Source organism: Methanobrevibacter sp. (genome assembly GCF_017468685.1).
Lineage (GTDB): Archaea > Methanobacteriota > Methanobacteria > Methanobacteriales > Methanobacteriaceae > Methanocatella.
This window is the reverse complement of the sequence record NZ_JAFUHT010000077.1, coordinates 1-23,338: the sequence shown is the minus strand read 5'-3', so window position 1 is coordinate 23,338 and position 23,338 is coordinate 1. Positions and strand designations below refer to the sequence as shown.

Sequence of the window (23,338 nt, the reverse complement as noted above, 5' to 3'; positions counted from 1 at the left end):
TGTACCTAAATAAAACAATTTTAAAAAAAGAAATTGATAAGGCTGGTAACCTTATCGTTTAATTTTAATGGTTTTTTTAATGCTGGTTTTAAGATAACTAATGGTAATCTTATATTTACCGAGTTTGGTTAAATTTTTTATCTTAATAGTAGCAATTCCCTTCTTATTGGTTTTAGCCTTATAGGTTTTACCTTTAATCTTAAATTTGATAATTTTTCCCTTAATGGCCTTACCAGTTGAAGTTTTTAAAGTGGCTGAGTATTTTTTAACCTTAAAACGCTTAAAATTCTTATTTTTTGCTTTTAAGATTTGCTTAACGATGACTGTGTTATGAACACTCACGCCCTTATATTCAGTAGTAATTGAATATGTTTTTGGAGTTAAATCCTTAATCAATAAGCTTGCATAACCGTTGCTGTCAGTTTTTGCTGAATACTCCTTATTATTAATCTTAAACTTGACAATTTCACCTGAACCTACAGGATTACCATTATCCCCATAAACCCTAACTTTAAATATTGAAGAATAAGAGTAGTCTAATGTAACATCATTATTCTCAACAATCCTATCTACAATTGTCATGGTTTTAGTAACATTTTGCCCTGTTGCAGGGTTTTCAATCAATACTGAATAGGTTCCGACCATAAAGTTGTTTTTTAGTTTTCCGACACCATATGAATCAGTTAAAGTAACATATTCATTTCCATTAACAATGAATGTGACCTGCTTATTTACAAGCAGGTTGCCGTATTGGTCTGTGAATGTTGCCTGGAAATCATTTCCACTGAAATATGCTCTAACCATGTTTTCTGCATTAATGGTTGATTCAACATTATTTTTTACATTAACAGTTAAGGAACCGTCAAAAGAAGCTGATTTGAACTTATCATTTTCATTAAAGTAAACCCTATAATCATAAACTCCATTTTCAAGATTATTCATTTCAAATACTGCTTTACCATTAACAATTTGTTTTGATAAATCCTGATGATTAAATGTCAGATAGACCTCACCATCTACGTTATTGTCAAGTTCAACGTTAATTACAGCTGAATTTTTATTTATAACATGACTGACCTTTAATCCTGGATCTGCTTTTTGATTAACTGTTAATGATTTTTTTACATCTCCTGATTTATAATTCACGTCTCCTTCAAATATTACAGTATAATTATATACATTATTTTCCAGATTATTGATTTTAAATGAGGTTTTTCCATTGACTGGTGTTTTAACAAATACCAATGAATCAAAATTAAGTGTTACACTACCAGTCACATCAACTGGCAATTCCACATTAATTAAAATAGAGCTACCCATTAATGAATCAGTTACTGTTAAGTTCACTTGTTTTTTGGCTTTTTCAAGTACTTCAATTGAATCAGATACTGATTGTGAATTATATTTTGAATTGCCCTCAAAGCTTACTGTATAATCATATTTGCCTAAAGTCAATCCGTTAACTGTGAAATTAACTTCACCGTTTGAGGCTTTAGACTTAATGCTTTGTGAATTAATTGTTAAGACCAATTCATCTCCAATATCTTTAGGCAGATATACTTTAATAACGGCAGTTTCTCCTTCAACAATATCGTCATCAAGAATTGTTAATGCAGGAGTGATTTTTTTGACATTGAAGGTTTTTTGAGCTGTTGTAACTGAATAATAATCATCACCATCAAATGTTGCAGATGCAATATATGATTTTGCATTTAAATCATTATTGATTAATGCTGTTCCTTCACCATTTTCAACATTGATTTGATGCTTTTCACCATTTATAACCACATTTACTGTTCCTGTAATGTTATTGGACAGTATTGCCTTAACGGTTATTTTTTCTGCGACATTTACATCATTAATTTCCAATTTAAGTGTTGGAGTTAGTTTTGATACAGTTACTGTTTTTGTTAAAGACACTGTATTGAAGTCATCTGTTGATGTTGTCTGCACTTTAATTGTATAATCATTTGGTGATAACTTAGATACGCTGAATTCATTTTTATCATAATTTTTACCATTTATTTCAACATTAAAAGGTATTGTGATAATCTGACCAATTGCATTTGTTAAAGTTATCTTAACTTCCAAATCACTGCCATATTGAATATTATCTGATTCAATAATAATTATTGGATTTTCTTTAGGTAAAGTGACTGTTTGAGATATGCTTGAAGTGTTATAATACTGATTTGGCAAATAATTTACATTAATTGTGTGAGTTCCATGTTTTAAATAGGTGTCCAATACTGCTTTTGAATTAGATACTTTTATTGTCTGTTTAACTCCATCGATAATTATTTCAACTTCACCTGTGTTAATGTTTCCATTTCTTTGGTCTTTAATGCCTACAACAACATTTGTTGAATTAACAGATAATATTTCGCAAGTTGTGTTTAAAAATTCCTTAAGACCTTCTTTTGTAAACGCCTTAATACATGCTACCTGATTGTAATAGTTGTGTCCTGATTCACCGCTTCCAAATGAGGCAGTGTATCCGTAAAAATCAGTCCAGGTCACACCATCGGTACTGAAGAATGACACTCCAGGCTGGAAATACTCCTTAACCATAGTGTATGCCGCACCATATTCAGAAATCGGAATGTCTGCTGTGCTTGTACATTCAATCTTTAATGATATTGTGAACTTATCCCCTAATTTTAATGGTATTTCCTCATTTAAGTTTATAGTCCAGTAACCAGCATCGGATTTGCCTGTTTGGGTTAATTTAAGCTCATCATTTACAAATATCTGTGCCTGCCAGTTTGTCACTTTTCTGAAGTATGTTGAAAATGCTGAGAGAATATCATTTCCTGTTGATGTGAATGTATTCTTATACCACATTACCTTATTATAGGTCGGTGTCAGGAAATAATCGGTAAATGCAGCATCATACTGGTAATTTTTGTTGAATTTGACTGTATCATTGAATACCACAGCAAAGGAATTATATGATTCATCATATACCTTGAACAATGATTTATCATAATATGATACATAGTAGTATCCGCCGTCTCCCCTGTGTGAGCCGTAGCTGTTTTTAATTATCCATGCACCTTTGCCCGGAGCTCCGGAGATTGTCTTTGTATCATCCCATCCAACTACACTGATTGCATGGTTTCTTCCGGAGTCTCCACTGTAATAATAATTATTGCCACTCAAATAACTGCTTGACCAGTATATTTCAGAACATACTGCTCCATAATCCATTATAGCTTTTTTAATGGCATTATTATCTGTGAATGAAGTTCTCTGTAAAAATAAAATATTTTGAACATGAACAGCACTGTTAATAATCGGTGCTATTACATCCCAATCATCTGTCGGATCAAGTGATGCAAGAACAGGTCCTGCCCAGCTGGTCAGATAACCATATACAAACGGATACATTCCACCGTTGTTGGTTTCATATCTCCAGCCGATATCAGAATAAATGTTTGCAAGATTTTTCAGGTTTCCTTCAGATAAGATAACTTTTTTACCGGTTGCCTTAAGAATTGCTGATTCAAGTGTTGCCATTGTTGCAAATGCCCAGCAGTTTCCGCTTCTTCCCTGATCTTTTACAGGTGTGACCTGATTCAATGTTCTTAAATCATATTTTTGCGGCAGTGACCCCTCATAGTCTGATTTGTATTGAATCATTTCATAATCATCGCTTCCAAGGTCTAATTCAATTCTATCGGTTTCATATAAATCATTATACTCATTAGCAGTATTTGATATATATGTAGGATTTGTAATTTTATTCACTTTATTTGTGAATGCAAATATTGCACCTGCTGATGCATTAGCTTTATTTTTTTCAAAGATTCCACCGTTTACTTCAAAGTTTGTTAAATTATCTGCATAGATTGCTCCTCCATGATAAGCTGAATTTTCTAAAAAATCAGAACTTTTAACAGTTAATGATCCATACATTGAAAATACAGCTCCACCAATCCAATTTGCCCTGTTTGAACTGAAATTGGAACCAGTTACAGTAACCGGTGATATTAAGGAAGCTATAGCTCCACCTATTGCAGCATTACAGTTATTGAACTTGGTGTTTTGTATGGATGCTGAAGTAACATTAAACAGATATATTGCACCTCCGGCATCATACATTGAATAATCATTTATAAATTCACAGCCGTTAACTGTTAGAGTAACGCCGTTTAAAGCTGCAATGGCACCTCCACCATTTTCAGCATGATTGTTTTCAAATTTGGAATTAGTAACAGTTATTGTTCCTTTTTCGGAATATATCGCTCCACCATAGGCAGCATAATTGTTTCTGAATATGCAATTGGTAAAAGTCATTGTCTGAGTGGAAGATGATCCTCCTCCAAAAATGCTTCCCCAATCAAGACCGGTTGATGCAGCCTGTTTGATTGCTCCTCCATAGGAGTTTCCATATTTATAATTGTCATCTTCTGTTTCTTCAACTGCAACACCGCTGTCAAAAATAGTGTCTGTTGCAGTTAAGGTTCCACCGGATGTCTGAATGCTTCCGCCTTTAAGAGTGATACCATTGAATGTGATTGAATTGCTTGTTTTGATAAAAGTATCACTGCCCATGTATTGCAGAATGGTGGTGTCCTTGTTTTTGCCTATGAAACTCATCCCTTCATAAGAAGTATATGAAGATAAACTGCTGCTAATCCTGTATGTTCCGGGTGCAAAATGATTGGTTGTACCCAGATTGGAAGAAGTCACAGTATTATATGGTTTTGATTGTGTTCCATCTCCATTTGATGTTGCAGATGCATCAAAATATACATCGCCAGCTCCTAAAATTTCATCATCATCACTAATCGTCAAAGTATCATTAACTACTTCAATTTCTCCGATAACTTCAGCAGTAGCGTTATCACTAGCAAAGCTAACCGGAACAGCAATGATTAATAAAAATAATAGGAATAAAATAAATCTATTCTTATTAATCAATATTTCACCTCAAGTACGTACGAAATATATTTTTGATTCAACTACAATATAAAAGTTTAGTTTAACCTAAATCGAATTATTATATACTAAAAAATATAAATATAATTCCAATGAAACTTGAAGAAATAACCAATCCGGAACTGAAAAACTACATAAACCTTGTCTATATGCAGGGTGAAAACAACAATCAGGAAGCTATTTTAAAATTGGAACAGGAAATTAAAGATTACATCCTCGAAAATCCTCTTATCATATCAGTTGAGGATTCAAAACCTGTCAAAATCCCATACGGCAACCATGATGAATATGTCGTGCCTGTGTTTACAGACAATCGTGAATACACCCTCGGAATGCAGTACTTTTCCCTAAACGTGATGGATGAGAATAAGGAATACATTATTGAAAAATTAGATTATTTTAAAAATTTAAAAGATGATCCTAAATTCTTAGGATATCTTGTAAACATTAGTAGCGTAAGCTATATTATAAACACTAGCTTACTCTAAAAACTCTTTTTTAATATCTTCAACTATCTCTTTGAACCTTTTGGATACTTCATCTTCAGGATCAAGTACTGAAATGGTTGCATCTTTATTTGGTGAGTTGGAAACACTTTCTTTGATAGGCAAATCACCAAGGTAGGTTATCTCCATTTCATCAGCGAATTTCTGACCGTTTCCTTCACCGAAAATGTGCAGTTTTTCATCACAGTGAGGACAAATATAGTAAGCCATATTTTCAATAAGACCGATATTGTCTATATTCATCATTTCAACCATTTTAACACATTTAAGCACATCTTCCTGTGAAACAACGTTTGGTGTGGTAACCATCAATACCAAATCGGTTTCAGGAATTGTCTGAAGTACTGTTAATGGTTCATCCCCAGTGCCCGGCGGGTTATCGATGACCAGAAAGTCAAGTTTTCCCCAATGACAATCGGAAACCAACTGTTTGATTGCACCGGTTTTTTGAGGTCCTCTCCAGATGATTGGCCTGTCAAGACTGTCTATTAAAAATGCCATTGACATTACTTTTAAACCGCTTGTAGTTTCAACCGGGAAAATTGAGTGTTGATATTCTTTTCTCTTCTCTTCTATGAATTCACGTTGTTTTTCATCAGGTAAACTTGTGTCTAAATCTTTTTCAACAATATTTTTAAATGCATCAAACTGATATTGGTTGAATTGTTCCTCAAGCATATCTATACCAAGCATTTTAGGAATGTTTGGTCCGTGAATATCTGCATCCAGGATACCTGTATTATAACCCATTGCCTGCAGGGTTTCTGCAATGTTTGCTGCTACAGTGGACTTTCCAACTCCCCCTTTTCCACTCATTACAACTATTTTATGTTTGATTTGACTAAGATTTTTAGCTAATCTTATTTCCTGTTGCATCATCTGCATTTGCTGTTCAGGAGTCATCTGACCCCCGTGACCATGATGTCCGTGACCGTGACCATGTTCTGGCATAATTATCATCTCCAAAATAATTTATTTAACTGAATTTTTTGCTTACTTCTTCTACAGCAAGGATTAACGGATCTGTTACCATTGATACTGGTGGTGCATAAGCAAATTCCATATTACTTAAATCAAAACAGGTTAAACCTTCAGTAATGGCTAATGTCATTGTATCGATTCTTTCAGCTACACGTTCTTCTGCTATGATTTGACAACCAATAATGGTTCCGTTTCCATCACAAATAACTTTAATGTCCATTGGCTTTGCATTAGGATAGTAACGTGCTCTTGTAAGTGCCTGTACTTTCTGTACAACCGGTCTGATACGGTTTTGTTGAGCAAATCCTGTAGTGTATCCCACAGCACCGAATTCGAGTTTACCTACTTTGGAAACCATAGAATTTAAAACAGGGTTGAATTTGGATTTTTTACCACAGATTGTACGTGCTAATGTTTTTGATTCACGTACAGCAGTAGTACCTAATTGGGAAATAGTATTTGAACCTAAAATTAAGTCTTTTGATTCTACACAGTCCCCTACTGCATATACATCTTCTACTGATGTTTCCATTCTGTCATTTACAAGTATTGCCCATCTTCCGATTTCACAACCTGCCATTTGTGCCAAGTCAAGTTCTGCACGAACACCTGTTGCCATAATTACCATATCTGCATCATACAAGTCCTCATCACCGAAACATGCTTTTTCGACTTTACCATCACCGATTAATTTGGTGATTGGTTTTCCTAAAACAACTTGTATTCCTTCCATTTCAAGATATTTAACCAGAATATCTGACATGTCTTTATCAAGTGATCTTGGAACAATTTGAGGTAACATTTCACTTAAAATAACATTCAATCCCTGTTTTTTAAGTGCAAATGCAATTTCAATACCAATTAAACCTGCACCAGTTACAATTGCACTTTTAGCATCTTTCATTGCTTCCTGTACACGAATACCATCTTCAATGTTTCTGATTCTGAATACTCCATCCAAATCCACTCCCTGCATTGGAGGTACAAATGGATTTCCGCCGGTTGCAAGAACCAATTTATCATAATCAAGGACAGTTTCCTTACCCTCTTTCACGTAAGTTACTGTTTTTTTATCTGAATCAACTGCAGTTACTTCCGCTTCAATGATTACATCAATATTTTTCTGTTTATAATCTTCAGGAGTTCTCATTACAATATCATCAAAAGATTCAATTGTACCGGACAATACATAAGGTATTGCACATGGTGAGTATGCTACTTTATTATCTCTTGTGATAACTGTTATTTCAATTTCTTTATCAAGTTTACGTATATTTGAAGCTGTTGAGATTCCTCCAGCTCCGCCACCTACAATTACTACTTTCATTATAACAAAACCATTTATGATTTATACAAACTAATATTTATTAAAAAAGATATAAATAGATTAAGGTTATTATAATGAGAGAAATTGAATTTGATTTACAAAACAATCCCTTCATTAATTTTCACTCATCACGATATACAATGTCAGCAAGAATTAATGTGGAGAAAATGTGGAACTGGTGCCATGAAAACGACAAGTCATTTTTTATCATGAGTCTGGGGTCCCTTATGAATGCAGTCAATAGTGTTGATGAGTTTAAAAGAAGAATAATTGATGGAAAAGTAATTGAGTATGATTATCTTGATGGAACCACCCCAATCATGAATGAAAAAGCAAAAATATATAGGGAAATGCGTGTTAAAACACCACAGGAATTCGATGATATTTTTAAATGGCATGATTACGTTAAAAAACTATCACAGGATATTTTAAATGGTAAAAATGAAGGTTTTACATTGGAGATGGAAAAAAGGGATGTTGAAAACATTGCCAACTTCTCATGCATTCCATGGGTTGATTTTGACTCAATAACCTCCGCGATAGTTACTGGTAGTCAGATACAGCCATTAATCACTTGGGGAAAAGTCAATGACGATTATGAAATGACTGTATCAATTACCGTGAATCATATTTTTGTAAATGGTCGGGAACTTGGATACTTTTATGAAAGGGCACAAAAGGAATTCAATTCATACGATTAATTTTCATATAGAAGATTTAATCACTTTTTGATTCAATATCTGTTGCTTCAAGTTTCATTATAACCGGCCTTAAACCGTCATTGCATGAAACGATTGCAACTCCCGGCTTTTCAATCCAGTCATGATAATACCACACCTCTTCTACCCCATGGGCTAAGGCAAAAACATACTGATAGACTGCTTTCCAAGCCTCGTCACAAAATCCTTCAGGCTTGGCATAATCAGCGTAATAGATTTCACCTTCATTCATCAAAGGACAGACTGAAAGTCCCTCAACACCATATTCACGAGCAAGATCTTCCTGCAGAGTTGTCTTAAGAACAGTTATCTTTACTTTTTTCATGTTATCATCTCAAAAATAAACCAAGTTAATAGTAATTAAATGTATAATTTTTATGATATATATTTTTAAAAAAAGTTATATATTCTAAAAATATAATTTTCATTATGTCATCTAAAAGAAATTTTGCAATAGGAATATTCAATTCTGACAAAATTACCCAAATCAACAGCATCATAACAGATTATGGAGAAATTACTACAAAATCATCTTCACATATGCTTTTCAACACAGTACCCGTCAATGATAATGATATCACAGAAGACCTTACATTTTTTACATTGAAATCAGAAGATGACGACGGTTTAAACAGTAAATTGGATGAACTGATTGAAAAAATAAATCAGTTAAACACCGAGTAATCATTAATGGATTCCAACACTGAGGAAATGATTGTGTCAGTTAAATATGTTGGTGCAGTTGACATCAAATTTGACCAGATTGAAAGCATTAAAGAAGGCACTTATGAAAAAATTGATGAACTGAAACGATTGAAAAGTGAATACGGAATGTGTAAAGGATATAAACCTAGCTTCCGCCCAGTAGAACAAACATCAATTGAAAACAATAATGTTAAAAAAGAGACAATATATGTATTCTGCAATTCAAAAGAAAATCTGGAGCAATTAAAGGAACTGTTAACCAACAAGGTTAAAGAAATCGATTCCAAGCTGGAACTTGACTTCAGATTATTTACATGAATATTTTTAAAAAAAAGTTATGTAGATGCATAGCATCTACTTAAATCTATTTTTAATTATCTTTTCACTTTCACAGTGACTTTTTTGGTTACTTTACCATAACTTGCCTGATATTTGACTTTTTTACCCACTTTCAGTTTCTTTAAAACCTTTTTTGCAATGGTTATTTTTGCAACACCTTTTTTATTGGTTAATGCACTGTATTTTTTACCATTGAACTTGAATATAATTCTTTTACCTTTAACGGCCTTTTTATTGATTTTTAAAGTTGCTGTTAAAACCAGTTTTTTAGCGGATCTTTTAACCTTAACCTTTTTAAGGGTTAATTTGACTGAATCAGCTTTTTTATCTGGAGTTTTCCTGTATTCATTATTATTAATATTATCATTAATATTAACTGGTTTTTCCTTTACATTCACATAAAACAGATTATAGAATGCATTACTCTGACCTGAGGATTCTTCTCCATATATGACTATCCTATGTTTTCCAGGATTTAAGTTGGATATTATTTCATTAAATGAGTTTGTATATATTTTTGCAGATACAATCCACTCATCAGTAAGAAGAACATAAAGACCTTCTTTTCCATAACCTTCAACAGTTATTTGACCGCCATATTCGATCTCAGTAGAACTCAGATTTATCCGGATATTTTCATTATTCTCCAAAACAATTGTTTCAAATGTTTTATTGTACTTAAAATCTGGAGAATCAAATTTGAAAAAGAAGTTATATGTGCCTATTTCCAATTTTGGAACTAATATCGTCACTATACCCTCTACCGCATTTTCCTGTTTAATCAGGTCTCCAACAGTCCCTTTATTATCATTATATTCATACAAATATCCTGTACCTGTGTATGACTTCGGCATTAAAAATGAAATATAATAATCCTGATTAAGTGAAATAAAATCATAGCTTAACATCAGTTCTTCCACAGTGAAATCAATTTTTCTTGTTTTATTTCCTACCTTAATCTCAAAACTGTAGTTTCCCAAATCCAGATTTGCTGATGGAATGGTGAAATACCCTTCCCCGTTTGAAAAATCAACATCATATGTTTTGCCTAAAAAGACATATGATATTTTTTCAGTTGAATTTTTATTCATTCTTACTTTGAATTTTAAGTCATACTGGGCAAAACTCATTAAATCATCATCAATTTCTCCCCAACCCAAAAATTGCCAACAGTAAATATCAAAATCTTTTATAATAGTTTCCTTTTGAGCGATTATCGGAGTTTGACCTTCAGGCGTAAACTGTACTTTTAAAAGAATATTGCCTGTCGGCAAATCACCTGCATCACTTCTGTATAATGTAAAACAATCATTGGACGGAATTGTAACATCTGCATTAAAATACTCTTTATCATTATGTGAAACAATCAGATTTCCGGTAACATTTTCATTTTCCCAATTATGAATTGTTACAATATCTCCACAATCATCAAATCCAATTTCATCATTAATTTCAATGTTATTTTCGGTAATGGCTAAATTTTCATCTTCACTGTCAGTTGAGATGATTTCATCTGTCGGTGTTTGCTCTATAATATCTTCTTCTGCCGGACACGTCGTTAATTCATCATCACTTATATCCCCGGATGCACAAACTGCACCTATCGTCACAATAGTTAGTATCAAACTAACTAAAATTAAATTTTTTATTTTCATTTTGACCACTTTTTATTTTGAATTATATTCATTTGAATATATTATTATTCTATATTATATAATATATATAATTTTACTTTTTTATGGTATGACTGGATAATTATTTTTTAAAAAAATGAATTAAAAAGTATAAAAATTTAAAAAAGTAATTCAAATATTCATTAAAATTTAGGTTAATAAAAAATATAATATACCATATAATTTCCCAATTAATGTTCAATTAAAAATATTATAGTCTTGAAATATGATTCAATTTCAATACAAAAATTTAACAAATAAATTCACAATAATAATTAAATTATTTTTTAACAGTAATCTTAACTGTTTTTGTTAAAGCGTTATAATATCCATTTCCAGAATATTTGATCTGTGCTTTATATGTTCCTTTTTTGGTTAATTTCTTAATTTTAAAGGTTGCTTTACCTTTAGAATTTGTTTTAGCAGAATAAGTTTTCTTATTGATTTTTAATGTAACCTGAGTATTTTTCAATACCTTATAAACATTATTTTTTAATATAATAGAATATTTTTTGGTTTTCACTTTTGATTTATAAGTCATTTTAGAAGCTATCATTATCGGATTTGCTTTTTTAATAGTGACCTTTGCAGTTGCAGTTGATGAAAAGTAGATATTGCTTCCTGCATAAGTTATTATTGCATTATATACATTTGGAGCCAAACCAACTGTTGACATTAATACCTGCCCATTATTATTTGTCCAATAGGTTTTACTAACGCCGTTAATCTTTATTGAAACAGGAGTGTTTTTAAGAATTACACCTTTTGAATCATGCAAATTAACAATTAATGGATTGTTAATATCATATGTTGCAGTTACACCAACAACATAAATGAATGATGATGTTTTAATTGTAATATGAGAACTTACAGGATCAGCCACATAATTTTCATCATTTAAACGAACAACCGCAGTATATTCACCTAACCCCAAATCTACAAAACAAGAATAACCACTTAAGCATGAATCTGTTTCAACAAGATTATTATGACTGTCATAAATGTCAATAATGGTTTTAATACCTTTAACCTGAGTATTAAGAGAATCTGACAGTTTTACATTAAGTTCTCCACCAAAACCATATATTGCTTCAAAACCTGAAAGAGACAATTTGTATTTTGGCAGATTACCTGCAAGATTACAGTTAACAATAGATGCCTGATAGTTTGCACCACCGGAAATAATAGCTATGTTGTCTGTAAAGTTACAGTTTGATGCTGAACAATCTCCTGCAATTGCTCCTCCAAAATTAGCCTGATTATCCTCAAAATCACATTGTATTGCAGAACCTCCATACATTGCACCACCAGTTTTAGCAGAATTTCCCTCAAAACTACATAAAAATGCTGAAGTGGATAATAATGCACCTCCATTTTCACTTGCCGAATTTCTTTCAAAAGTTGAACTCCTAGTAGAACCTAAAGATATTGCTCCTCCATTTTTTGCAGAATTGGAGATGAATTTACATGATTCAGAAGATACATGATATAATGCTCCACCTTCATTTGCATTATTGCTTACAAAAATACACATTTCAGCAGAGTTATCATACATTGCTCCTCCCTGATAAGCAGAATTACCAGTGAAATTACAGTATTTTGCATATACATTACAAAGCGCACCACCATAATTATCTGCATTATTATAATTGAAAACACAGTTTATAGCAGATCCACCTTCCATTGCACCAGCAATAATCGCATGATTATTGATAAAAGTACAGTTTTCTGCTTTACTATCCCTCATTGCTCCAGCTTCATTTAATGCATAATTTTCCCTGAAAATACAGTATTCTGCTTCACCTTTTAATGCACCGACATTATAAGCAGAATTTTCAATAAAAATACAATTTTTAGCATAGAACTCGCCGGCACCATATGAATTTTTAGCCTGATTTCTAATATAAGTACAGTTTAGTGCAGATCCACCACTCATTGCACCACAAACAGAATTTGCATAATTGGAATTAAAAACAGAATATTCAGCATAAGAATTGAATAATGCTCCTCCATCATTTGCAACATTAGAAATAAAAGTGGAATGTTGAGATACACCATTGTAAATTGCTCCTCCACGACTTGCAGAATTACTTTCAAATTTACAATTGCTAGCTGTACCTCCATACATTGCACCACCATTTAATGTTGCCTTATTATTTGTAAAATTACATGAAATTAGTCCTGGATTAAACTGACTATTGATTGCAGCACCATTATCCGCATTAGCGTTAATGAAACTAATATTACTTATAAAGACATCTGATGCAGTGATATTAAATATTCTGGCAACACCCGCACCATCAATAGTATGCCCATTACCTATAATATTCACTGAACGATTAATTACAATTCCACTCTTGAAATTATTGTCAATGTTTAAATCGAATTTATAATCTTCATTTAATGTAACACTTGATTCATTATTGGAATTTATTTTATAATTTAAACTAGAAAAAGAGAAGTAATTAACTTCTAGTTGATTATCAAGATTGTCAGGATAAGAAATAATTTCTGAAGTATTTGTTAAATTTTCATTTGCAAATACCACTGATGATGAAAAAAAACATGCAATAATTATCATCAATAGTAAAATTTTTTTATTTAACAAAACCTCAACTCCAAAAAATATTATTCTAATGTATTTATTATGTTTAAAATAATATTTAAAGTTAGGCACAAAATTGAATCATTATTTACAAGAAAAACTAATTTCATCAATGATTTTTTGCAGATATTTCTTTTTAAGGACAAATTCACGTTTATTTGCTAATATGTCACTATGAGGTTGAGGCACTTTTTCATTTAGTCTTGAAGCACCAAGATATTTAGTATCTCCTTCAGTTAGTTTATGAGCCAATCCATTATCTATTGCTTTTTTAATGATATAATAATCATTAAAAAGAATATCAAAGTCATTGCTTAAATAATATATCTCCAAATCAGTAATAATATCCATATTATACCATACTATTAAAATCGCTTCTTTTTTAAATAATTGAGAAAATGAGATTAAATCATAATAGTCCATATCTGCTAATTTGTACTTGGATGATGGATATCTTTTTCCACAGTGCTTTGTATCATATTCAAGGAGAGCTATAAAAAAAGTTTTTGATTCATTTAAATCAACTTCATTAATGTTTTTACCTATGAGCTGTTCAAATGAATCCATGTAAATCTAATCTTTATCGAGTGCTGGAATTCCAGTGATTCTCAGACCGCCATAATGGGATTTGTATTTGATGTTCAATCCAATTAATAATGGAGTGATTTTTTCAATGATTCGGGATTTTTCTAAAATTCCGCAGTCAATAGTTTTAATTCCAGGTATTTTATCAATGATTTCAGCGGCAGTTGCCTTAGCATCATTGTCATCCCCTGCTATAAGACAGTCACAGTCTATTTCTTCAGGGATATTAGCCAAGTGTGAATTTGAAATGTTACAGAATGCACAGATTACTTTTGCACCGGTTCCTTCCAATATTTTAGCTGTTCTTTCAGCAGCAGATCCTTCCATAAGGTCAATGAACCTGAACGGTTTTCCACCGATTGCAGTTTCAAGTGGTACTGTCGCATCCATTACAATTTTATCTTTACAGAACTCTTTTATTCCTTCAATTGTTGGTTTTTGAGCAGCCAATGGCACTGTAATAATCAGCACATCACCGTTTTTGGCGGCATCTTCATTTGCCATTCCAACCATATTGGACAAGTCATAATCAGCAAGTTCCTCTTTTGCTTTTGCAACTACATCCAATGCTTTTTCTTCTTTTCTTGAACCGACTATTACATCCACTCCTGCAATAGCCAATCTTTCTGCGATACCTAATCCCTGTGGACCTGTTCCGCCAATTATACTTACTTTCATATTATCACCTATTTTCTCTCATATAATAATCCGCCAACGAATATCAAGTATTCCGGAAGCTTGCCGTCTTTAGCATATTGTATTTTATAACCGAATATGTCTTCAACTGTTCTGTCAACATCTGCACCCAGCGCTTCCAGAGGATAGCGCATCTTAAACGGCATTTTGCATGGCATTCCAAATTCTCTGGTGCATTTCATGCATAATGCGCATTTTCCCAAAAACAGCCCTTGTGAATCTTCATTTTCCAATACGTAAATGTCATTCATCAATCGAGTCTTGAACCTTTCAAATCTTTTGAGGACATAATCAAGTTCTGTGTCTGTAAACTCTGATTCCAGTTCCTCTTTGGAAAATTCGATTTTGAAAGCTATGAGTTTGAGTTTGTTGAATGATTTCCATAACTCATCAACATCAAAGTCAAATGGAGGATAGCTCCAATTGTATCCGAGCATTTCCTGCTCTTCAATGCAGAGCTTTGAAAACTTTTCAAAATCAACATACTTTTCATAGTACTCGTCGACATCAACATCTGCAGTGAGTTTTTTAATCTCAGACATAATTAATACTCTAAAAATTGAATATAATAAAACTTTCTATAAAATTTATCCATCAATGGCGCGATTAATCTTGATTTTTTTAGAATTATAACCTGCTGCCTTATTAACATTTATTAGTGATTGCCTTAAAGTTGAAACTATTGCATTTAGAAGCTCTTCATCAAAATCAATTGTGGTTTCTCCTTTAAATTCACAGTATTTAGAGATTTTATTATCTTCAAGATAATTGATAAAATCGGTCCAATCATAATCAATTTCTTCTAAAAGAGTCTTTACATCAATTAATTTATCATTCAGCTCAACTGCCTTTTTGAATGTATACTTTTCAATTGACGTATAGTCTGATAAATCCTCATTTTCAAAATCATATAATGTCTTATCCATTCTATCACTTTTCGCCTTAAAATCAATATTATCTTTAAATCTTGGAATATATTAAAGTTATGTGTTAAACTAAAAATTGATTAAAACGTGTAAAATTATAATAAAACAACAATATTGCTTTAAAATCATATATAAAAATTTATTAACTACTTAAATCAATTATAATTTGTAATTAAATTTTAATTTAAAAAAAGATGTGTTTTTATGAAACGTAAAATCCATAAAATATATGATATAATTTTAAAAATTATAATGGCTGCATATGCCTATGAATTTTTAAAACTGATTGGTGAGGAAAGACAGATCAAAAAAGTGCTAAAAACAGAATTTGTAACAAAAAAAGGTAGGAATTTATATCTGGACTTTTTATGTATGCTGGAAGATGATACATTATTAAATATTGAATTTCAGTTTAAACCTACAACTTCTAATGATTTAAACAGGTTTTTTAATTATAACATACTTTCCCAAACAACCTATGACAGCCTTTGTGAAACTGTCGTAGTAAGTTTTAGAACTCAAAAACTAGGAGTTAAACAAATAAAAATCGGTAAAACAAAAAGCACTCACCCTGATTTCAAATATTTAGGAGATATTAACTTCAAAAAAACTTTAAATAACATTAGAAACAAAATCAAAAATAACTCCAAATTAGATAATATCGATGAGATATTATTGATGTTAATGTGTCTTGTTCCTAAAAATCACAACAAAGCAGAAATTCTTACTGAAATTTGTAGGATGCTTAAAAAAGAACATTTGTTTGATTTGGAAAAAATTGACACATTTAAAGCAGTTATGAGCTTAGAAATTGAAAATTTGATTACTCGTGAAGAAAGAGAAAAACTTAAAGGAAAGATTCAAATGACTCCCGAAGCACAAGAAATTATGAGCAAAGCAATCAGCGAAGTAGGAAGAAAATACGAATACCTAGAAAAACAAGATTTAATAAATAAAGGAAAAAAAGAAGGAATAAAAGAAGGTAAAAAAGAAGGAAAAAAAGAGGCAAGTGAAAGCATTGCCAAAAATCTCAAAAACATCCTACCAGATGAAGAAATATCAAAACACACTGGCCTCGATTTAAAAACAATCAGCCAATTATAAGTTAATAATCATCTGACTACATCTTGTATGAATAAAAAGAAAAACTTAAAGAAAAGATTCAAATGAACCCGGAAACACAAAGAATCATAATTCAATCAATCGAAGAAGTGGGAAGAAAATACGAATACCTAGAAAAACAAGATTTAATAAATGAAGCAATAAAAGAAGGAAAAAAAGAGGCAAGTGAAAGCATTGCCAAAAATCTCAAAAACATCCTACCGGATGAAGAAATATCAAAACACACTGGCCTCGATTTAAAAACAATCAGACAACTATGATCTGACAATATACTGACCAGGATTTATGAAATCATCCACAAATTCCAAATCAACCTCATCAATATCTATAATCTCATAGGTCTCAATGATATTCTTTTTAAGATTTTTTCCAACTTTTATAAGGCCAATATGATTTTCTGTAAATATATGATTTATCAAATCGACGGCATTTGTAAATTCCCTTTTTTGGGTATGCACTAAAAAGTCATCTTCAATGTAGCAGTTTTCACGTCCATATTTTGCAACAAAATTCTCACAGGCTCTGGTAATGAATACTTTAGGCCCCTTGTTGACTTTTACATTATTTAATTTTGAAGATGCCATTTCAAGTAATATTATGCAGTTTTTTATCTCATCACTCCAATAATCCGCCTTGAAAACATTGAACTCTTCATGGTTCAGTTTATTTTCAAGCGCCTCACAGGTCTTTTTCAGCTGAGGGTGAAGAGTGTCAAGTGGAATGTCAGGAATATCAAATCTAAGTGCAATTAAATCACTGTTTCTTTGGTGAAGTTCATCTAAAATATCAGTTTTATTTAAATTTTTATTCAATGGGTAAAAATAATCCTTTTTGTTATCTGAGAATATATAGTTACGGGCAGATTGTATGAATTCTGCCATCTTATTCAATCTTAAAGCTGCACCTACATTTCTATTCTTATCGGTTGGATCGATAACTATCAATGGATCCTTGAAGTTATGTGCAGTGCCATAATTTTCCAAATCAATTGCATGACCATATTTCCAGTTGATTGCATTTTTTAAAGTATTTTCAAAATTATCGTAATAAATGATAAGCAATTCACATAAATAACCTGCAAATCCACCAACCTTAAATTCAGAACCATATGTTCCAGTCATAGCCATGAACCTTTTTAAAAGAAGAACCTCATCTTCCTGTGATTTGTCGAGATGGGCTTTAACGTATCTGGTGTGAAGAATGGTTCTGTCCACTGCTGATTTAAGCTCGCTTCCATCATTAATTGCATAACATGGAACAATATCCACTTCACATCCCTCAATGTCTGTTGTTACATAAGGGTGTGATGCAAAATGATGCTGTGCTTGGCTTTCAAACTCATCACAGCACTTATGAGCCAAATCAAGTCCTGTTTCCTTTAGGTATTTTTTATCAGTATCCAATGGAAAAGCTATGAAAATATCAATGTCGGATTTGCCTTTAAGTGCAGTGTTTTTGGCAACAGAACCTACCAATGTGACCTTGGCATCAATGCCCTCGCTGTCACATGTTTTCTGTAAAAAATTCATAATATCTGAAGAAACATCATCAATATGCTTTTTTTCTTCAGCTGTAGGTTTAATATCCATTAAGATATCTTCATAATCCATGTTCATCACAATTCAAATATTTCAACATCACTGTATATTGGCCCTGCAGGAGTAAGCTTGGATTTTTTAAGTGAAATTCTGGAAACTTCCATTTCGCCAATTTCAAAGTCCTCAAAGTCCTCAATTGTTGATTTGACCTGATTTTTATTTTTAGCTGATTTCATACGGCCAATTGTCAGGTGTGTTGAGAATTTTTTATCCCTGTCAAAGCCTAGACGATTGAATTCATTATCCAACTTGTCATGAAGGTCTTTAAGGATTGTATCATCTTCAATTCCAACCCAAATCACTTTTATATGATTGTTGTTTGGAAATGCTCCACATCCTTTGATGTTAATTTTAAATGGCTCGAATTCACTTACAACATTGGAAATTGCATCCACCAGTAAATCCAAACCGTTAGTGTCAATATCTCCAAAGAATTTAAGGGTCAAATGCAGATTGGCCAATTCCACATATTTTATTTTTGTATCGATTCCTTTAAATTCCTTTATTATCCTGTTTATTTTTGGTTTTAAATCATCGTCCAAATCAATTGCAAGAAATGCTCTTATTTCAGACATAATCCACCTATTGTTCAATAATGGTTTCGTCAATAGCTATTCCAAAGTGACGTGCATTGGATTCAATGTAAACTTTTACCTTGTCTCCAGGTTTGACGTCCGCTACAGATAAAGCTTCATCATTTTCATCTACAATACGGATAGTTTCTGCATTTTGAAGTAATGTTCTGATAGTCTGACCTTCATATTCTGCTTCAAGCAATATCAATGGTCTTCTTTCGATTTTGCTTCTTCCAACATCAGCAGTTCTTGTTTCACCTTTATTATTGACGATTAACACTTCGTCTCCAGCCACTAATTCTGATAGGTATCTTGTTTTGTTTCCAGGAACCATAACATATGCCTGAACAGGTCCGGCATTTACTCTGAATGGCCTTGATGCAACATATTCACTTTCTAAACTTTCAGAATGCACTAAAAACATTGATTTTGAATATGAACCGATTAGCATTCCTTCACCAGGCTTCATCATGTCTGTTGTATCGACACATACCCTGTCGCCTGAACCTAAAGGTTTTACGTTAGTTATTGTTGCAATTTTCAAATCGTATTTTGCCTGTGACGCTTCAACGACTTCCTGAGCGATTTTTTTGGTTTTGTTGAAATCGTTTGCTTCAAATATTACACCATCGGTTCCATGTTCAAGGGTTTCCAATGCTACACGTGCACCGTCAAGGTCACGTACTGCTGCAATAATTTCAACATCAGTCTTTTGCAGGTCTGCAATGATATTTTCAAGAGGGATGATTGTCCAGTCTGTTCCCACAAGAATTATATAATCCACGATTGAACCTAATTTCACTGCTAACTGTTCATGTGCCTATCAGTGATTACTATATATGCACATACTGTTTTTTCTTCGCTTTTTGCTTTTTTTGCATTTGCAATATCAACTGAATCTGTAAAATCTTCATTCAAATCTACAAATCCGTCACCTTCTCCATTTATTCCGACAAGATATATATCTGCATCTTCACTGTTAGCAATTACTTTAACATTACCAAGCTTTTTGATGTTTTCGATATCATCAAGGTCAAGAACATGGTCGATTCCGGATTCCAATGCGGTGGTAATCATTTCTTTTTTGTCATCCCACACTTCATCAGGAGTTGAAATCCAAGCGAATTTGTTTTGCATCTAATCACCTATTTTAAGAATTCTAAAGCTTCTTCAACTTCAAGGTCATGGTGAACTACTTCAGAGATTGCTCTTGTGATTTTTCCAGGGTTGTCAGCTTGGAAAAGGTTACGTCCGAATGCAACACCTGCTCCACCAACTTCAAGTGAATCTTTAACCATTTGTAATAATTCCTCATCGGTTTCAACTTTAGGACCGCCTGCAATTACAACAGGTACGATTGCTCCTTCAACAACTTCCTTGAATGAATCAGGATCTCCTGTGTAGTTGGTTTTAACAATGTCAACACCAAGTTCGGATCCGACACGTGCAGCATGTTTTACAAATTCCACATCATGTTCGTTTTCGACTTTTTGGCCTCTTGGGTACATCATTGCTAAAAGCGGCATTCCCCAGTAGTCACAGGTTTCTGCGATTTCACCGAGTTCCTGTAACATTTGGCTTTCTGTATCTGAACCTAAGTTTACATGAACTGAAACTGCATCTGCACCTAACTGGATTGCTTTTTCAACGCTTGTTACTGTAACTTTGTCATTTGGGTCAGGTGCAAGTGATGTGCTTGCTGACAAGTGGACGATTAATCCAATATCTTCACCGTAACCACGGTGCCCTTGTTTAACGATTCCTTTATGCATTAATATTGCATCAGCTCCTCCCTGGGAGATGCTTTCTACGGTTTCATCCATATCAATGATTCCAGGAATTGGGCCGCTTGATACACCATGATCCATAGGTGCGATTACTGTTCTTCCAGTGTTTCTGTTTATGATTCTTTCTAAACGGATTTTTTTACCTATCATTTTTAATACCTCAGTTTATAATATCTTTATAATGATATATAATATTAATTGTACAAAAACATAACAATCAATTAATTAATTTAAAAAAATTATTAACAACAAATATTGAAATTTAAACATAAGTTGTTAAAACTGATACATTAACTATACTCTTTTAAAAACATCTATAATTTTTTTATTAAAAATTAAACAATACATTTAAGTGAGATTCAATATAATCTTAAAAAACTGATTAGATAAACTTCAGCTATTTCTTAAGTGATGGTGTCCACAGGTCAAATTCCTTAATCAGCGGAGGTATGCCTGAGTCGTGATATGAATCGAGAAATCCTTCATTTGAAACATATTCCTTTTCACTGCTTTTAGCACTGTTGAAAAATTCCAAAATTCCCCTGTTCCTGATTACAGTATGTTTGGGTTTGAATGTTGATGACCAAATATAGAAAACCTTAAAGACAGTGTCCGGATGATATCCTCCACCTAAATCAATTGCTAAAACATCACATGATTGTGTAATACTGAACACTTCTGCTAAAACATCATGCAATCTAACATCACCTTTTATGAAATTCACGTGAGGCAATTTTTTCATTTCCTCAGTTGATTCCGGTGAATTGTCTATTGCTATGATATTTGATGATTTCGGAAGCAGTCGGGTTGTGTTTCCTACATGACATCCCAATTCTATGATTGTATCACTTGATTTTGCCAGTTCAAGGATGTCTTTTCTGTAATTTTCAACATCATAACTTAATTTAATCATAAACTATCCCAATGTTATTAAGTTTATCTATATGTAAGTTTTCAATATCTAAGTTTTTGAAGTCATCTTCATTTTGTGCAAATGCAAATACTGTATTTCCAAGCATTGCCATTGAACTACCTAAAATATTAGGCATAGAATTAAAATAATCAACAAGTTCTTTTACTTCATCTGACATCAGTTTTGCCTCATGGGAAAACTTGAAAGAAAAGTCCAAGAAATTTTTCAAGGAGGGTTTTTCTTCAAAATACTCAAGATACTTCAATCCCACATCTGAAATGACCTGTTTGTGATGAGGATTTTCAATGATGCTTGAAGTTTCAATCCCTCCGAATGTTTTCCATGCAACATACACATCATGCTCAAATGATTTTATCTCACCGATACCCGGAGCACCAGGCTCAACTCTTAAAACCATTCCCCTGCCCGTTTGAGCTATAACATCACCTAAACCTGCTCCCAAATTGACCTCAGCCATATGAGCAATCTGTCCGCATAGCTCTTGAGTGTAGTTAAGGTTTAAAAATTCATTTAATGCAAGTGTCAGGCTTAATGCTGAAGCGGCTGATGTTCCAAATCCCGCACCAATCGGAAGCTGAATGTCCTGTGTGACTTTAAAATCAGTGTCAATCTCCAAAATGGACAATACTTCACGAATAACAGTATCATCACCCTGATTAACGTCAACTGTTAGGTTGTCTGCTTCAGAAATTGTGGTTTTGACACCTTTCGAAAGTAAAAAGCCGGCACCGCATGATCCTTTTTTAAGAGATATGTTATGGTTTTCTATAGTGAAAAAACCTGTTATGTGGCCTGGTACGAAAACTGAATTTGACATGATTATACTTATGTTTTTAATTTAATTAAAATTTTTGACCTATTTCATATGCTTTTTTAAGGTCATCTTCTGCCTTATCAGCATCACCAATGAATTTTACACCGGCAACTTCCAATGTCTCGATATATTCAAGTTCAGTGTTGTTTAAAAAAGGCTGTGTTTCAGTAAGTTTAATATAAGGCTGGTAAATGTCCTTATCCGGATATGCATGAGTGAAAATCATAGCTGCTTTGCCGTTGAATTTCTTGTCAGGATTGTTGAAAATGGAATAGAACCTGTCGACAATTGTTTTTGCCTGTGCTGTCATCTGACCAAAGTATATTGGTGAAGCAAGAATCACACCTGCACCTTCTGCTAATTGATTGATGATTTCAGTTCCATCATCATCGAATCTGCAGTCTTTTCCTTTAGCACAGATTTCACAACCACTGCACGGATTAATGTTCAATTTATCCAAAAAGTATTTTTTAACTTCATGGCCGTTGTCTTCGGCACCTTT

General features: G+C 32.7%; 22 protein-coding genes and 1 pseudogene. 6 read left to right on the top strand and 17 right to left on the bottom strand.

Annotated elements, in window-relative coordinates:
- Positions 1–51: 51 nt before the first annotated feature.
- Positions 52–4,926 carry a C1 family peptidase gene (locus IJ258_RS09845; protein WP_292806419.1) on the bottom strand — a complete coding sequence of 1,625 codons (4,875 nt, stop codon included), beginning with the start codon at positions 4,924–4,926 and terminating at the stop codon, positions 52–54.
- A 110-nt stretch (positions 4,927–5,036) separates the two neighbouring features.
- Here IJ258_RS09845 and IJ258_RS09840 point away from each other — a divergent pair, with 110 nt between their 5' ends.
- Positions 5,037–5,432 carry a hypothetical protein gene (locus IJ258_RS09840; protein WP_292806418.1) on the top strand — a complete coding sequence of 132 codons (396 nt, stop codon included), beginning with the start codon at positions 5,037–5,039 and terminating at the stop codon, positions 5,430–5,432.
- Here the strand turns inward: IJ258_RS09840 and IJ258_RS09835 are convergent.
- Together IJ258_RS09835 and IJ258_RS09830 are read right to left on the bottom strand one after the other, a co-directional pair.
- Positions 5,424–6,401 carry an Mrp/NBP35 family ATP-binding protein gene (locus IJ258_RS09835; protein WP_292806417.1) on the bottom strand — a complete coding sequence of 326 codons (978 nt, stop codon included), beginning with the start codon at positions 6,399–6,401 and terminating at the stop codon, positions 5,424–5,426. The two genes, IJ258_RS09840 and IJ258_RS09835, sit on opposite strands and share 9 nt — an antisense overlap.
- A gap of 25 nt (positions 6,402–6,426) precedes the next feature.
- Positions 6,427–7,758, bottom strand: coding sequence for an FAD-dependent oxidoreductase (locus tag IJ258_RS09830; protein WP_292806416.1), 1,332 nt, complete (start codon positions 7,756–7,758; stop codon positions 6,427–6,429).
- 74 nt (positions 7,759–7,832) lie between these two features.
- Between IJ258_RS09830 and IJ258_RS09825 the strand changes: the two genes are divergently transcribed.
- Entirely contained in the window at positions 7,833–8,459 is a 627-nt protein-coding gene (locus tag IJ258_RS09825; RefSeq protein ID WP_292806415.1) for a CatA-like O-acetyltransferase, read from the top strand.
- Positions 8,460–8,475: 16 nt separating this feature from the next.
- Here the strand turns inward: IJ258_RS09825 and IJ258_RS09820 are convergent, their stop codons facing one another.
- On the bottom strand, positions 8,476–8,802 hold the full coding sequence (locus tag IJ258_RS09820) for a TIGR04076 family protein (protein WP_292806414.1): 327 nt from the start codon (positions 8,800–8,802) through the stop codon (positions 8,476–8,478).
- A gap of 104 nt (positions 8,803–8,906) precedes the next feature.
- Between IJ258_RS09820 and IJ258_RS09815 the strand changes: the two genes are divergently transcribed.
- Both IJ258_RS09815 and IJ258_RS09810 read left to right on the top strand, forming a co-directional pair.
- A complete protein-coding gene (locus tag IJ258_RS09815; protein WP_292806413.1) occupies positions 8,907–9,161 on the top strand; it encodes a hypothetical protein in 255 nt (84 codons plus the stop codon).
- A gap of 6 nt (positions 9,162–9,167) precedes the next feature.
- Positions 9,168–9,500, top strand: coding sequence for a hypothetical protein (locus tag IJ258_RS09810; protein ID WP_292806412.1), 333 nt, complete (start codon positions 9,168–9,170; stop codon positions 9,498–9,500).
- Positions 9,501–9,556: 56 nt separating this feature from the next.
- On the opposite strand, the gene IJ258_RS09805 is transcribed toward IJ258_RS09810, so the two are convergent.
- From IJ258_RS09805 to IJ258_RS09780, 6 genes are all read right to left on the bottom strand, one after another.
- Positions 9,557–11,176 (bottom strand): hypothetical protein, encoded by a 1,620-nt coding sequence (locus IJ258_RS09805; protein ID WP_292806411.1) that lies wholly within the window; start codon positions 11,174–11,176, stop codon positions 9,557–9,559.
- Positions 11,177–11,474: 298 nt separating this feature from the next.
- Positions 11,475–13,802 (bottom strand): hypothetical protein, encoded by a 2,328-nt coding sequence (locus IJ258_RS09800; RefSeq protein WP_292806410.1) that lies wholly within the window; start codon positions 13,800–13,802, stop codon positions 11,475–11,477.
- 81 nt (positions 13,803–13,883) lie between these two features.
- The gene (locus tag IJ258_RS09795; RefSeq protein ID WP_292806408.1) at positions 13,884–14,366 is read right to left on the bottom strand and encodes a hypothetical protein; all 483 of its coding nucleotides are present in this window, start codon (positions 14,364–14,366) and stop codon (positions 13,884–13,886) included.
- A 6-nt stretch (positions 14,367–14,372) separates the two neighbouring features.
- Positions 14,373–15,062 (bottom strand): NADPH-dependent F420 reductase, encoded by a 690-nt coding sequence (gene npdG, locus IJ258_RS09790; protein ID WP_292806406.1) that lies wholly within the window; start codon positions 15,060–15,062, stop codon positions 14,373–14,375.
- Positions 15,063–15,070: 8 nt separating this feature from the next.
- Positions 15,071–15,622, bottom strand: coding sequence for a DUF2284 domain-containing protein (locus tag IJ258_RS09785; RefSeq protein ID WP_292806405.1), 552 nt, complete (start codon positions 15,620–15,622; stop codon positions 15,071–15,073).
- Between the two features lie 45 nt (positions 15,623–15,667).
- Positions 15,668–16,006, bottom strand: coding sequence for a hypothetical protein (locus IJ258_RS09780; RefSeq protein ID WP_292806403.1), 339 nt, complete (start codon positions 16,004–16,006; stop codon positions 15,668–15,670).
- Between the two features lie 204 nt (positions 16,007–16,210).
- Here IJ258_RS09780 and IJ258_RS09775 point away from each other — a divergent pair, with 204 nt between their 5' ends.
- Positions 16,211–17,110 (top strand): hypothetical protein, encoded by a 900-nt coding sequence (locus tag IJ258_RS09775; protein ID WP_292806401.1) that lies wholly within the window; start codon positions 16,211–16,213, stop codon positions 17,108–17,110.
- 62 nt (positions 17,111–17,172) lie between these two features.
- Positions 17,173–17,388, top strand: coding sequence for a hypothetical protein (locus IJ258_RS09770; RefSeq protein ID WP_292806399.1), 216 nt, complete (start codon positions 17,173–17,175; stop codon positions 17,386–17,388).
- On the opposite strand, the gene cca is transcribed toward IJ258_RS09770, so the two are convergent.
- From cca to IJ258_RS09735, 7 genes and pseudogenes are all read right to left on the bottom strand, one after another.
- Positions 17,383–18,738, bottom strand: a complete 1,356-nt coding sequence (gene cca / locus IJ258_RS09765) for a CCA tRNA nucleotidyltransferase (RefSeq protein ID WP_292806397.1) — start codon at positions 18,736–18,738, stop codon at positions 17,383–17,385. The genes IJ258_RS09770 and cca overlap by 6 nt on opposite strands.
- 5 nt (positions 18,739–18,743) lie before the next feature.
- Positions 18,744–19,301: an RNA 2',3'-cyclic phosphodiesterase gene (gene thpR, locus IJ258_RS09760; RefSeq protein WP_292806395.1), complete on the bottom strand. Its 558-nt coding sequence runs from the start codon at positions 19,299–19,301 to the stop codon at positions 18,744–18,746.
- A 7-nt stretch (positions 19,302–19,308) separates the two neighbouring features.
- Positions 19,309–20,438: pseudogene (locus IJ258_RS09755) on the bottom strand (3-dehydroquinate synthase II).
- 8 nt (positions 20,439–20,446) lie between these two features.
- The gene (locus IJ258_RS09750; RefSeq protein WP_292806393.1) at positions 20,447–21,238 is read right to left on the bottom strand and encodes a 2-amino-3,7-dideoxy-D-threo-hept-6-ulosonate synthase; all 792 of its coding nucleotides are present in this window, start codon (positions 21,236–21,238) and stop codon (positions 20,447–20,449) included.
- Between the two features lie 247 nt (positions 21,239–21,485).
- On the bottom strand, positions 21,486–22,001 hold the full coding sequence (locus IJ258_RS09745; RefSeq protein WP_292806391.1) for an SAM-dependent methyltransferase: 516 nt from the start codon (positions 21,999–22,001) through the stop codon (positions 21,486–21,488).
- A complete protein-coding gene (locus tag IJ258_RS09740; protein WP_292806389.1) occupies positions 21,994–22,839 on the bottom strand; it encodes a pantoate kinase in 846 nt (281 codons plus the stop codon). The genes IJ258_RS09745 and IJ258_RS09740 overlap by 8 nt, the downstream gene beginning before the upstream one ends.
- A 25-nt stretch (positions 22,840–22,864) precedes the next feature.
- The coding region (locus IJ258_RS09735; protein WP_292806387.1) for a flavodoxin family protein at positions 22,865–23,338 on the bottom strand (474 nt) is incomplete at its 5' end.

Coding starts and splice junctions, on each gene's coding strand:
- IJ258_RS09830 (WP_292806416.1), bottom strand. CDS start 7,758: ATGAAAGTAGTAATTGTAGGTGGCGGAGCTGGAGGAATCTCAACAGCT.
- cca (WP_292806397.1), bottom strand. CDS start 18,738: ATGGATTATGAAGATATCTTAATGGATATTAAACCTACAGCTGAAGAA.
- IJ258_RS09795 (WP_292806408.1), bottom strand. CDS start 14,366: ATGGATTCATTTGAACAGCTCATAGGTAAAAACATTAATGAAGTTGAT.
- IJ258_RS09840 (WP_292806418.1), top strand. CDS start 5,037: ATGAAACTTGAAGAAATAACCAATCCGGAACTGAAAAACTACATAAAC.
- thpR (WP_292806395.1), bottom strand. CDS start 19,301: ATGTCTGAAATAAGAGCATTTCTTGCAATTGATTTGGACGATGATTTA.
- IJ258_RS09835 (WP_292806417.1), bottom strand. CDS start 6,401: ATGCCAGAACATGGTCACGGTCACGGACATCATGGTCACGGGGGTCAG.
- npdG (WP_292806406.1), bottom strand. CDS start 15,062: ATGAAAGTAAGTATAATTGGCGGAACAGGTCCACAGGGATTAGGTATC.
- IJ258_RS09780 (WP_292806403.1), bottom strand. CDS start 16,006: ATGGATAAGACATTATATGATTTTGAAAATGAGGATTTATCAGACTAT.
- IJ258_RS09805 (WP_292806411.1), bottom strand. CDS start 11,176: ATGAAAATAAAAAATTTAATTTTAGTTAGTTTGATACTAACTATTGTG.
- IJ258_RS09815 (WP_292806413.1), top strand. CDS start 8,907: ATGTCATCTAAAAGAAATTTTGCAATAGGAATATTCAATTCTGACAAA.
- IJ258_RS09825 (WP_292806415.1), top strand. CDS start 7,833: ATGAGAGAAATTGAATTTGATTTACAAAACAATCCCTTCATTAATTTT.
- IJ258_RS09785 (WP_292806405.1), bottom strand. CDS start 15,622: ATGTCTGAGATTAAAAAACTCACTGCAGATGTTGATGTCGACGAGTAC.
- IJ258_RS09745 (WP_292806391.1), bottom strand. CDS start 22,001: ATGATTAAATTAAGTTATGATGTTGAAAATTACAGAAAAGACATCCTT.
- IJ258_RS09820 (WP_292806414.1), bottom strand. CDS start 8,802: ATGAAAAAAGTAAAGATAACTGTTCTTAAGACAACTCTGCAGGAAGAT.
- IJ258_RS09770 (WP_292806399.1), top strand. CDS start 17,173: ATGAACCCGGAAACACAAAGAATCATAATTCAATCAATCGAAGAAGTG.
- IJ258_RS09750 (WP_292806393.1), bottom strand. CDS start 21,238: ATGATAGGTAAAAAAATCCGTTTAGAAAGAATCATAAACAGAAACACT.
- IJ258_RS09775 (WP_292806401.1), top strand. CDS start 16,211: ATGAAACGTAAAATCCATAAAATATATGATATAATTTTAAAAATTATA.
- IJ258_RS09740 (WP_292806389.1), bottom strand. CDS start 22,839: ATGTCAAATTCAGTTTTCGTACCAGGCCACATAACAGGTTTTTTCACT.
- IJ258_RS09810 (WP_292806412.1), top strand. CDS start 9,168: ATGGATTCCAACACTGAGGAAATGATTGTGTCAGTTAAATATGTTGGT.